At 42.0% G+C, this 11,480-nt stretch carries 10 protein-coding genes and 1 pseudogene; 8 read left to right on the forward strand and 3 right to left on the reverse strand.

Translation table 11 applies throughout. From position 1 onward, the window contains the following. Positions 1-12 precede the first annotated feature (12 nt). On the forward strand, positions 13-579 hold the full coding sequence (locus RMZ43_RS22865; protein WP_322653026.1) for a DUF2808 domain-containing protein: 567 nt from the start codon (positions 13-15) through the stop codon (positions 577-579). Positions 580-732: 153 nt separating this feature from the next. Continuing rightward, positions 733-1,323, forward strand: coding sequence for a Uma2 family endonuclease (locus tag RMZ43_RS22870; protein ID WP_322653025.1), 591 nt, complete (start codon positions 733-735; stop codon positions 1,321-1,323). Positions 1,324-1,327: 4 nt separating this feature from the next. On the opposite strand, the gene RMZ43_RS22875 is transcribed toward RMZ43_RS22870, so the two are convergent. The 3 genes from RMZ43_RS22875 to RMZ43_RS22885 all read right to left on the reverse strand — a co-directional run bounded on the left by RMZ43_RS22875 (position 1,328) and on the right by RMZ43_RS22885 (position 6,037). Then, the gene (locus tag RMZ43_RS22875) at positions 1,328-1,906 is read right to left on the reverse strand and encodes a Uma2 family endonuclease (protein ID WP_322653024.1); all 579 of its coding nucleotides are present in this window, start codon (positions 1,904-1,906) and stop codon (positions 1,328-1,330) included. Positions 1,907-2,200: 294 nt separating this feature from the next. Then, positions 2,201-2,539: a hypothetical protein gene (locus RMZ43_RS22880; protein ID WP_428850918.1), complete on the reverse strand. Its 339-nt coding sequence runs from the start codon at positions 2,537-2,539 to the stop codon at positions 2,201-2,203. Between the two features lie 171 nt (positions 2,540-2,710). Further along, complete coding sequence (locus tag RMZ43_RS22885; RefSeq protein WP_322653022.1) at positions 2,711-6,037, reverse strand: pentapeptide repeat-containing protein; 3,327 nt, start codon at positions 6,035-6,037, stop codon at positions 2,711-2,713. 135 nt (positions 6,038-6,172) lie between these two features. On the opposite strand from RMZ43_RS22885, the gene RMZ43_RS22890 reads away from it, so the two are divergent. From RMZ43_RS22890 to RMZ43_RS22915, 6 genes and pseudogenes are all read left to right on the forward strand, one after another. Next, positions 6,173-6,571, forward strand: coding sequence for a CU044_2847 family protein (locus RMZ43_RS22890; RefSeq protein ID WP_322653021.1), 399 nt, complete (start codon positions 6,173-6,175; stop codon positions 6,569-6,571). Beyond that, positions 6,568-7,278 (forward strand): TIGR04283 family arsenosugar biosynthesis glycosyltransferase, encoded by a 711-nt coding sequence (locus RMZ43_RS22895; protein ID WP_322653020.1) that lies wholly within the window; start codon positions 6,568-6,570, stop codon positions 7,276-7,278. Before RMZ43_RS22890 ends, RMZ43_RS22895 begins: the two co-directional genes overlap by 4 nt. A 196-nt stretch (positions 7,279-7,474) precedes the next feature. Further along, complete coding sequence (locus tag RMZ43_RS22900) at positions 7,475-8,233, forward strand: TVP38/TMEM64 family protein (protein WP_322653019.1); 759 nt, start codon at positions 7,475-7,477, stop codon at positions 8,231-8,233. Then, entirely contained in the window at positions 8,202-8,975 is a 774-nt protein-coding gene (locus RMZ43_RS22905) for a TVP38/TMEM64 family protein (RefSeq protein ID WP_322653018.1), read from the forward strand. Before RMZ43_RS22900 ends, RMZ43_RS22905 begins: the two co-directional genes overlap by 32 nt. A 421-nt stretch (positions 8,976-9,396) precedes the next feature. Beyond that, positions 9,397-10,947 (forward strand): mercuric reductase, encoded by a 1,551-nt coding sequence (locus RMZ43_RS22910; RefSeq protein WP_322653017.1) that lies wholly within the window; start codon positions 9,397-9,399, stop codon positions 10,945-10,947. 51 nt (positions 10,948-10,998) lie between these two features. Beyond that, a pseudogene (locus RMZ43_RS22915) lies at positions 10,999-11,428 on the forward strand (four helix bundle protein). The last annotated feature ends 52 nt before the right edge of the window (positions 11,429-11,480 follow it).

The raw sequence follows: 11,480 nt of genomic DNA on the forward strand, positions 1-11,480 counted from the left end.
TATATTTGAATTATGCGCGTTACAACTTTGTTTGGCATAACACTCTCGTTAGCAATAAGCATTGGAGGAGTTGCTGTTCCGGTGACTCAAGGGGTGCAGCTTAGAGATGGTACAGTCTACTTTGTCGAACCGCCGAAACTTGTTAAAGCGATAACTATTTACAAAGAAGTGAATGTTTGGGGCGGAACTTATTATTTTACTATTAACGTGCCGGAGAATGCTGGAGAATCGCTCCAGAAGGTAACGATCGCACAGAAGGAGGGAGCAGAAAACATCGACTACAAGCTTAAGGATACCCGCGCATTTCTCGGAACTCGCGATCAAAAAGAATCTCGGCTAACTCTAGGCGCAGTCACAGCAGAACGCAAAACACGAACTGTTACTGTGAACTTTGATCCGCCTGTAACTCCGGGACAGACAGTTACAATTGCCCTCCGCCCTGTAAGTAATCCTAGCATTTCTGGTGTCTACTTATTGGGTGTCACTGCGTTCCCAGTAGGTGAGCAATCCCACGGACAATTTCTCGGCTTTGGACGGTTTCAGTTTTACAGCAATAGAAGTAGCTGGTGGTTTCCATAAGTAGCACTATGTCAATGCTATGAACAACACAAGTTTATGTAATAAGTACAGCTTAATCTTATTGAGAACCAATACGGCAAGTGAGCGATCGCAGAATTTTGGGATAACTCTATATCAAAGTAGAATTAGTGAGCGTATAAGGAAAGCGTTTTTATGAGCATTCCACTTGTAGACCAGCCCACAGAAGAAAAACTGGTAACTCTCAAGGATGTTTCTTGGGAGCAATTCAAAGGGATTGAGGCACAACTTCAGGAAAATCGCAATGTCAGACTATCTTATTTGTCAGGAATTCTAGAAATTATGTCCCCCATTGGAGATAAGCATGAGAAAGTGAAAAGTACTGTTGGCTTGCTACTAGAAGCTTACATGAAAAAGTTGAGCATCCGGTTTTACAGACGTGGTGGTTTCACTTTGGAAGAACCTGGGTATGCTTCTGGCACACCAGATGAGTCTTACAGTATTGGAACAGAAAGAGAAGTTCCTGATATTGTGATTGAAATTATTGTTACTAGTGGAAGCATTAGCAGGAAGGAGTTATACAAGCCTAAAAAAGTGCCGGAAGTTTGGTTTTGGAAATCTAATCAAATAAAAATATTCCATCTTAGCGAGAGTGGCGAGTATGAAGAAGTAAACCGGAGTGGGTTTTTTCCAAATTTAGACCCCGCTTTAATGCTGAGTTATATCGCAATGCCTGACCAGTACGATGCTATTATTGAATTTGAGCAAGCACTCCAAAATCAATAAATTTTTATCCCCAGATTATTTGTAGATTTAAAATAAATCCTGGTAAAATATCTTCTCCTGATAATTCTTGGGTAGATGCTAATATTTCTACTGGTTTACCAATCCGATAGATTTCTACCTGACGCATTTTCGGATTAATTAACCAGCCTAATTTAACTCCGTTATCGATATATTCCTGCATTTTCGCTTGCGTTTCTCGCAAACTATCGCTTGGTGACATTAACTCTAAAACAAAATCTGGTGCGATCGGCGGGAACTTTTCTTGTTCTTCGGGTGTGAGTGCATTCCATCTCTCTTTTCTGATCCAAGCTACATTAGAAGAACGGTTTGCACCATTGGGAAGTTTAAAGCAGGTGGAAGAATCGAAGCCAACTCCAAGTTTAGTTTGGCGATTCCAAATTACAAAATCTGCCGCAATTTCAAAATTGCGATTTCCAGTTTCTCCGCCTGTAGGTGGCATTATCAGTAGTTTTCCCTCTGCATTGCGTTCAAATTTGACTTCTGGGTTTTCCCGACAGAGTTGATAAAATTGGTTGTCGGTGAGTTGGATGATGGGGTTCAAGTTGACGGTGATAGCTGTCATGGGGATTATTTTGAAGATGACATTTTTAAACCAGTAGAGTAGCTTTTTCTTAAATTCTACTAACCAAGCAAATAACCGTGTTTGATTACCATTTCCCAAACACTGGCAATACTTAAGCAATTATCATTATTTTCAATTTGGTTTTGCAAGTTATTACTAATTCTTGGGTGCTTTCAGCCGCGCTAGTAGCGACTGTCAAATTTCAGAGTCAAGCGTTGGCTAGCAAATACCCCAGGCATCGCTCTTTGATGCCATTTTTTCAGATTAGCTGTGCGATCGCTTAATTATAAAAACTCATTGCCACCAAAGCAATCTCTGAGCGTTGCGTTGGCTAGCAAATACCGCAAGCATCGCTGTTTGATGCCATCTTTTCAGATTAAATGCAGAGTTGACGGGAGTGACTACAGGGTTGACGAAAGCCACTACAGGGTTAACGAGAGTGACTACAGGGTTGACGAAAGTGACTACAGGGTTGACGAAAGTGACTACAGAGTTGACGGGAGTGACTACAGGGTTGACGAAAGTCACTACAGAGTTGACGAAAGTCACTACAAAGTTGACGGGAGTGACTACAGGGTTGATGAAAGTCACTACAGGGTTAACGAGAGTGACTTCAGGGTTGACGAAAGTCACTACAGGGTTAACGAGAGTGACTTCAGGGTTGGTTTTTGTTTGGTGCGATCGCCTAATTATAAAAACTCATTGCCAGCAAAGCAATCCCCGGAAAAAGCGATCGCTATTTGATACCATTTTTTTAGATTAGCTCTGCGATCGCTTAATTATCAAACTCATTGCCAGCAATGTTCACTTAGCTGGTTCTGGTGATAACCCAAGTTTGGCACGAAAATCCTCGTCATATATTGCCTTCTCCCAATTTTTAGCAGCTTTCACTTGCTCAGAGGTCAGGTTTCTGATACTGCGGAAGTCGGCATCTTGGAGGTTAGCACCACTGAGGTTAGTATTGCTGAGGTCAGCATTGACGAGGTAGGCATTGCTAAGATTGACATAGCTGAGATTGGTCTGGCGGAGTTCAGCATCGCTAAGGTTGACATAGCTGAGGTCAGCATAGCTGAGGTCAACACCGTTGAGGTAACTAGTACTTCTGAGGTTGGTACCTCTGAGGTTGATACCCTTAAGGTTGGTATTATTATCAATTAGATACATTTGTTTGTCAGCAGGATTGAAATCGTCGCTAAACTTAGTTGACTTAGTATAAACAGCACGTATAAGGTAAGCACCACTGAGGTTAGCACCAATGAGGTAAGCACCACTGAGGTTAGCACCAATGAGGTCAGCATTGCTGAGATGAGCACCACCGAGGTTAGCACCATCGAGGTTAGCAAAGCTGAGGTCGGCAGCTTCGAGGTTAGCAAAGCTGAGGTCAGCACCACCGAGGTCAGCACCACTGAGGTCAGCATTAGAATCAATCAAATACATTGTTTTATTAGCAGGATTGAAATTCTTAGGAAACTTAGTTTCCTTAGTATAAGAGGCACGAATAAGTTCAGTATTGCTGAGGTTAGCGTTGCTGAGGTTAGCACCACCGAGGTTAGCAGCTTCGAGGTTAGCGTTGCTGAGGTTAGCACCTTCGAGGTTGACCCCCCAGAGACATGCACCAGCCAGTCTAACTCCAATGAGGTTGGCATGACTGAAGTTGGCATAGTTCAAGTTCTGGGGGAGGTTGGCATGGCTGAGGTTGGCATGACTGAAGTTGGCAAATTCCAGGTCAGCATCACTGAGGTTAGCACCACTGAGGTTAGCACCACTGAGGTTAGCACCACTGAGGTTAGCACCACTGAGGTAGGTACGGCTGAGGTTGGTATTGCTAAAATCTCGGTTAGTTAGACTCTCACCAGCTTTTACCAGCTTTTCAAGTGCTTGATTTCTGGCTTGACTATACTCTTTACCCTTATTAGCATCGACGGTTTGCCAAAGTTCCCTTACCCTAATCTCTTTCTCCGCTACAATGCCTAAATATATCGATAAACCTAGCGGAATAATTGAGAAAAAAACTATTGATTTAAAGCGATTACTCCACCTTTGCCTGATGCTTACTTGAATAAAATTAATAGCTAGGTTGGATAATATCAAATTTTTAGATTGTTCTTTCTGAAAAACCTTTGCTTCTGTTAAACGTTTTCCCTGAAGCAAATAATCTTTTACCTTTCTCCTATCTCGCCATTCAATAGCTGCCGCTTCAATTTTCCGCTTTTGTCGCAGTATGTCCCGACTTTCCTCAATCCATTTGCGTAATAGTGGCCAATGGCGAATTAGTGCTTCATGTGCCACATCCACCACAGCAATTTGATTAGATAAGGTACTGGTGACAATTAATTTCTCATCAGCTAACCGTTGAATTATTCTATCAATCACAACTTCTGGATGCTGTGAACTAACTAAATCTTGTTGCACAACCTGTCTACGCGTATCTTCTGTTCCTTCTCCCAACTGCGTCAGTTCTAAAAAAATTTGCTTTGTTGCTTGCTGTTCCTCTAGTGATAATGACTCATAAACTTCTGTAGCGCGTGTTTGCAGGGTTCCCCTGACTCCACCTAGTTTGCTATAGGTAGTCAGGGTTAACCGTTCTTCAGTTCTTTGCTGCCATAGTTCTGTCAGCGTGTACTGCAATAACGGTAAACTCCCCGGTGAATCTTCTACATCTGCAATCATCTGAGAAACTAATTCCGGTTCTACGGCTAAGTTCACCTGTTGGGCAGGTTTGATAATTGCTGTTTCTAATTCCTCCCGAATCATCGGTGTTACTGTTACTAAATGCTCTTGAATTTTCTTAGCTAGTCCGCCATACTCTTGTTCCAGACATTTGCCAAAGAAATCAGCCCGCATTGTGATTATTAGGCAGAGTTTATTATCATTACGCTGCAAAGCACCTAGCACACATTCAAAAAACTCCTGTCGTTTTGTAATGTCTTGACATTGAGTAAAAGCTTCCTCAAACTGGTCTACCACTAGCACTAGGCGCTGAGTTTGACTAGCACTAATCAACTGTCCTAAACCAACTGCGCCTTTAGCAATTAATTCTTCAGCTTTCGCTAATTGAGATGCGCGTTCAATATCTGATAATTCTGATTCTACAAATGTCAGTGCTAAATTTTGTAAGGGGTTAATCCCTGGTCGAAATATTTTAAACTGCCAAGTTTCACTACCCGATAACCTGCGTCCTAACTGTAATTGATAAAGTAAACCGGCTCTGACAACACTAGATTTACCACTTCCTGATGCTCCCAACACAGCGAGGAAATTACCCGATCGCACTTTTTCTAATAATTCATCAGTTAACGCTGTTCTGCCATAAAATAAGTTGGCATCTGCTTCTGTGCAATCAAAATAAGACAACCCTTTGTAAGGACAAATTGCTGATACTTGTACTGTGGGGTTAACAACAGAGGAATTCCATTTGCGGGTGAGATTAATTGCTTCACCAGAGTTAGCAAAAATGGGACGCTGGGGGAACGGGTGATGTTCTTGATTGAGCAAGTCTACTAAAGTGTAGTTACTCACCCAACGGTCTTGTTTTGGTTCCAAACCTTGAAGCAGTGCAGCAGTGAGAACGCTGTGTTGGCTGTTAATATCTTCAAAAGCAACTTCAAAATCACGAGAAGCCGCAATAAAACACCTGTCTCTGCCTTTACCGCGATCGCCTGGATCTGCCTCTGCAAAATTTAGCACTTCTCCGCTATAGCAGCAATCCAAAATCACAATTTGTTGTCTTACTTCACTTTCTTGCAACAGTCGCCGCAGCCATTGCAAAGATAATCCCCAATTACCTGTGTCAGGGTTGACTTCACTTGTCGCTAAAAAACCTTCCTGAATCCCTAGATTTTTCCGCAATCCATGACCAGAAAAATACAGCAGTGCTGTGTCTGGTGGCTTACCGTCTGGCTTAAACAATTGGACGATCGCTCTTTCTAACTGAGTTAAACTAACTTTAGTTTGCTTACCAATGCGAATTGTCTGGTTTTCCTTATCTTTGACCGCTGGTAGCCGCGTTACCCGAAATTCACCATATTGTTGTAAGATTTGAGCGATCGCTTCACCATCGGCAGCAGGCGCATTAAGACTCTTTAAGCGGTCATACGTATTAATTCCCACCACCAAAGCGTCTCGACTCATCCTGCAAAGCCCTATGATAGTTGTGCCGAATTATTTCCAGCTTCTACAAGAAATTTACTGCATTTTCCGTAAAATTTTGTAGATAAGCACTGCTGGACTACCCTAGACGCAATTCTTTTAGGCGAGATTTATCCCATGACTCAACTCACACCTATTTATTTAGAAGATGGCACGATTATTTACATCGAAGCCACAAATAATATAGATGTACCACCAGTTAACATCGAAGTTTCCCCAGAGGGAGAAGAAGCACTAATTGATAAGGGATGGGATGCTGATACTGCACAAAAACAGATAGTGCAAAATTTTCAAGCAATTGAAGGTACAATTCGGGCTTACACTGTTTATTCACTTAATGCTTTTAAAAGAATCCCTGTTGCTAATATTGATAAAGTCACTTTAGAATTTGGCATCAAAGTTGGCGGTGAAGCAGGTATACCTTACATAACTAAAGGCACGGCTGAAAGTAATCTTAAGGTAACGGTAGAGTGTTCGTTTTCTGACCAACCGGAAAATAAAACTCAGCAATCATGAGTGAGAGTACTGGTGCTGCCAAAATTTCTATTATTATTCCGGCTATTAATGAAGCGGGGAATATTAAAAAAGCCATTGCTACTACTCAAGCCAATCTACATATAGAAGTCATTGTAGTTGATGGTGGCTCTAGTGATGATACTGTAGCGATCGCTCAGTCTTTAGGTGTCAAAATTATCTCATCATCTCCCGGTCGTGCTGTGCAAATGAATAGGGGTGCTGTAGCTGCTAGCGGCGAGATTCTGCTGTTTCTCCATGCAGATACCTGTTTACCGACTGGGTTTGATGACATGGTTCGCACGGCACTACAACAGCCTGAGACTGTAGCTGGTGCATTTAAGTTGCAGATTGATGCATCACTTTTAAGTTTACGATGGGTGGAGTTGGGTGTAAATTTGCGATCGCATTTTTACCAAATGCCTTATGGCGACCAAGCAATTTTTTTAACAAAAGCAGCATTTCAGCAAATTGGCGGTTTTCCTGAATTGTTTATCATGGAAGACTTTGAACTCATGCGTCGTTTAAAACGCATCGGACGGATTGTAATTATTCCCACACCAGTTGTTACCTCAGCCCGGAGATGGTTAAAAAAGGGAGTGTTTAAAACCACGCTGCTTAATCAAATAGTAATTATTGCTTATTTACTTGGCGTTTCACCTAAGCGAATTCGTTGCTGGTATCGCCAAGAAAAATTTAAGAGAATTTAAGCTGTTTCTAATATGGCTAGTATATCTTAGGGGCAATTGGATTTAAGGTGTAAGTTACAACGTCGAGCCTCAGAAGGTCAAAGTTGAGCCTCAGAAGGTCAAAGTTGAGCCTCAGAGGGTCAAAGTTGAGCCTCAAAAGGTCAACATCGAGCCTCAGAAGGTCAACATCGAGCCTCAGAAGGTCAAACTCATAAAAATGAAGAAGCGTTTGTTAAATTCCAAACTCAAACTATTACTCTTAAGTTGCCTAATTGTCACTCTGATAATTGTCGCTAAACAATTCAACTTTCAGGGACTTTTACAAACCTTAGTGATTTGGGTTAAGAGCCTTGGCGTTTTAGGGCCTATCGCCTACATAGTAATTTACAACTTGGCAACATTACTGTTTATACCCGGTTCCCTCCTAACGTTCGCAGGTGGTTGGCTGTTTGGAGTATTTTGGGGGTCAATATATGTGCTAATTGCTGCAACAGCCGGAGCAACCTTGGCTTTTATCATTGGACGCTACCTTTCACGGGATTGGGTTTCTCGACAAATGGAAAAACATCCTAAATTTAAAGCGATTGATTTAGCAGTTGCCAAAGAGGGATGGAAAATTGTCTTGTTGACTCGCCTATCTCCCATTTTTCCTTTCAATTTATTGAATTATGCTTTTGGAGTAACACAGGTTTCTCTCAACGATTATATATTGGGTTCCTTTGGCATTATTCCCGGTACTGTGATGTACGTTTATATTGGTTCGTTAGCTGGTAATCTTGCCATGATTAACACCTTTTATCAACCAACTACTCCAGAAACTCAAGTCTGGCAATGGGTAATGCGAATAATTGGGTTGATTGCTACCGTTGCTGTGACTGTGTATATCACAAAAGTTGCTCAAAAAGCATTAGCTCAAAGTGTGGCATTAGAAGAAATAACAACCCATGACAAAATTAACAATAATTCAGATATTTAAAAGTATTAATACTAGAAAATTACAGAAGTTTTTTAGGCTAACTGGATTAATATTACTAATATTAGCGAGTGTTTTCGCATTAAACACAGACCCAGCTTTAGCACAAGAATCTACAAATCCAAATTCTTTCAATCCCCAAGCCATTTTACGAGACTCGTTGCAATGGATTGATAGTCTGGATGCGCTGGGAGCCATAGCTTTTATTGCTCTTTACATTATCGCTAGCATCGCTTTTTTCCCAGGTTCTATTCTCACCTTGGGGGCTGGTGTGATTTTTGGTGTAGTTTGGGGTTCTCTCTACGTGTTTATCGGTGCAACCCTTGGCGCTACTGCTGCTTTCCTTGTGGGACGCTATTTAGCAAGGGGCTGGGTTGCTCGGAAAATTGCAGATAACAAAAAATTTGCCGCCATTGACCAAGCGGTTGGTAGAGAAGGATTAAAAATTGTCCTGTTAACGCGACTGTCCCCAATATTTCCTTTCAATTTATTAAACTATGCCTTTGGTATCACAGGAGTTTCACTTAAAGATTACTTCATCGGCTCTGTAGGCATGATTCCTGGAACTATTATGTACGTTTATATTGGTTCCCTTGCAGGTAATCTTGCCATGATTGGTACTGAAACTCAACCTACTAATCCAACTTTACAATGGGCAATTCGGATTTTGGGTTTGATGGCTACAGTAGCTGTGACAGTTTATGTCACCCGGATTGCACGCAAAGCTTTAGAAGAGGAATTGTAGAGACGTACAACAACTGTGCATCCTGACCAAAGAGGCTCTTGAGCAAGCAGCGCTTTGTAGGGGGAGAAAAATTCTGGAATTACCCTAGCTTTTAGGGTTTCAGAGCAAATAAATTTATTTATGGGGTTCTCCTCCCTGCCCCCCGCCCCCTGCCCCTTGTCCTCTTCTTTGACTGTGGTCTATTTAACTGCAAGTTGCTCTAAATTATCAATTGTTGAAATGTTTATACAGGAAAGCTTCAATTGTATCTGTCAATTCCCAAACGGACAAAATAATTCAAAGGCTGTATTCCTTATTAAACAAGCATAAAAAATAAAAGACTGAGCCGCCTAAATTCATTAGGATTCTTAATTTTTAATTTTGAATTTCCCTAAAAGCCAATTGAATTTAGTATTTTCAATTCTTAAAAGAGGTTTTGCTAATGACCAATTCAGATTTAGAGAGAGTTACAGTTCGCCCAACGGATGAGTATAACCAAAAGTTGGTGTCTTACGTTCATCCACCAAATTGGGTTAATCCTCAACCCGCAGATGTTTACGATTTGGTAGTAATTGGGGCTGGTACGGCGGGATTAGTAGTGGCTGCGGGTGCTGCGGGTCTGGATTTGGGTTTAAAAGTGGCGATAATTGAAAAGCATCTCATGGGTGGAGATTGCTTAAATGTTGGTTGCGTACCATCTAAAACTATTATTCGGTCTGCTCGCGTTGTTGGCGAAATTTGGAATGCTCAAAACTTGGGTGTTAATATTCCCCAACATAATATTGATGTTGATTTTCCCAAAGTCATGGCAAGGATGCGGCGGATAAGAGCTGGTATCAGCCCTAATGACTCGGCGGAACGGTTTCAAAACTTGGGTGTTGATGTCTTTTTGGGTAGCGGCCGATTTGCGAGTAAAAATACTGTAGAAGTTGGCGACAAAACCCTCCGGTTTAAAAAAGCTGTAATTGCTACTGGCGCAAGAGCCGCGCAATTGGCGATTCCGGGAATTGAAAAGGCGGGTTATCTAACTAATGAGACGGTTTTTTCACTGATTCAACGACCGGAACGTTTAGCGGTGATTGGTGGCGGCCCTATTGGTTGCGAATTGGCGCAAGTTTTCCGGCGCTTAGGTTCTGAGGTAGTACTTATCCATAGCGGTTCTCATCTTCTGAATAAAGAAGATGCTGAGGCTGCTCAAATTCTCCAAAAGGTTTTGATTAGCGAAGGAATTCGTGTGGTGCTGAATTCTAAGTTGGAAGAAGTGGTAACTGTTACCGAGGGAAAACGACTTTACTTTTCCTCTAATGGTCATCGAGATTCGGTGACAGTAGATGAAATTTTAGTCGGTGCGGGGCGATCGCCAAATGTTGAAGGTCTAAATTTAGAAGCAGTGGGTGTAGAATATGACAAGCGCCAAGGTATAAAGGTAAATGATTATCTCCAGACGACGAATCCCAAAATTTATGCAGCTGGCGATATCTGCATGAACTGGAAGTTTACCCATGCTGCTGATGCTGCGGCGCGAATTGTGATTAAAAATACGCTGTTTTCTCCCTTTGGCATAGGACGCTCGAAACTCAGTAGTCTGGTGATGCCGTGGGTAACTTATACTAATCCAGAAATTGCCCATGTAGGCTTGTACGAGCACGAGGCGCAGAAATTGGGTATTGAGGTGACGACAATTAACATACCTTTTAGTAGTGTAGACCGAGCGATCGCAGATGGTGAAGAATCAGGATTTCTCAAAATCCACCATAAAAAAGGGTCTGATGAAATTATCGGTGCAACTATTGTCGCTAGTCACGCAGGTGAGATGATTTCAGAAGTAACTACAGCAATGGTGAATAAAATCGGTTTGAGTAAGTTAAGCAGTGTAATTCATCCTTACCCCACTCAAGCCGAAGCGATTAAAAAAGCTGCTGATGCTTATCGTCGAACTCTCCTGACATCAAATACTAAAAAATTGTTGGGATTTTTAACAAAGTTATCCTGAATTGGGCATGGGAAAGAGGACTTGGGGACAAGGGGACAAGGGGACAAGGGGATGGGAAAAGAATCTATCAAGAGTCATGAAGATTTAGAGGTTTATCAACTGGCGTTCTCCGCAGCAATGAAAATCTTTGAAATCTCGAAAAAATTTCCTGTTGAGGAGCGATATTCCTTAACTGACCAAATTCGCAGATCATCTCGCCCCGTGTGTGCTAATTTAGCTGTTCGCGCAGCGTTCCCGAAGGGTAGCTTGGCGCAAGCGAAGATATGAGGCAGCCTTTATCGCTAAACTAAGTGATTGTGTTCGCGGAACGTGTCGTAGACAAGCAGAGGCGGCAGAAACTCAAGTCTGGCTAAAGTTTGCGGTTAAATGTAATTATTTAGATTTAGAACAAGGCCGAGAATTGTATGGACTTTATAACCGAGTCCTTGGAGGATTGGTGAGCATGATTAATAACCCTTCTGTTTGGGTAATTCGGCGATAAAGCATACTCCCCTTGTCACCTTGTCCCCCTGTCCCCCTGTCCCCTTGTCCCC

It is taken from the genome of Nostoc sp. CmiVER01 (assembly GCF_034531135.2).
Lineage (GTDB): Bacteria > Cyanobacteriota > Cyanobacteriia > Cyanobacteriales > Nostocaceae > Nostoc.

Excerpts from the sequence above, each read along its gene's own strand:
- RMZ43_RS22865 (WP_322653026.1), top strand. The coding sequence starts at position 13 with ATGCGCGTTACAACTTTGTTTGGCATAACACTCTCGTTAGCAATAAGC.
- RMZ43_RS22870 (WP_322653025.1), top strand. The coding sequence starts at position 733 with ATGAGCATTCCACTTGTAGACCAGCCCACAGAAGAAAAACTGGTAACT.
- RMZ43_RS22875 (WP_322653024.1), bottom strand. The coding sequence starts at position 1,906 with ATGACAGCTATCACCGTCAACTTGAACCCCATCATCCAACTCACCGAC.
- RMZ43_RS22885 (WP_322653022.1), bottom strand. The coding sequence starts at position 6,037 with ATGAGTCGAGACGCTTTGGTGGTGGGAATTAATACGTATGACCGCTTA.
- RMZ43_RS22890 (WP_322653021.1), top strand. The coding sequence starts at position 6,173 with ATGACTCAACTCACACCTATTTATTTAGAAGATGGCACGATTATTTAC.
- RMZ43_RS22895 (WP_322653020.1), top strand. The coding sequence starts at position 6,568 with ATGAGTGAGAGTACTGGTGCTGCCAAAATTTCTATTATTATTCCGGCT.
- RMZ43_RS22900 (WP_322653019.1), top strand. The coding sequence starts at position 7,475 with ATGAAGAAGCGTTTGTTAAATTCCAAACTCAAACTATTACTCTTAAGT.
- RMZ43_RS22905 (WP_322653018.1), top strand. The coding sequence starts at position 8,202 with ATGACAAAATTAACAATAATTCAGATATTTAAAAGTATTAATACTAGA.
- RMZ43_RS22910 (WP_322653017.1), top strand. The coding sequence starts at position 9,397 with ATGACCAATTCAGATTTAGAGAGAGTTACAGTTCGCCCAACGGATGAG.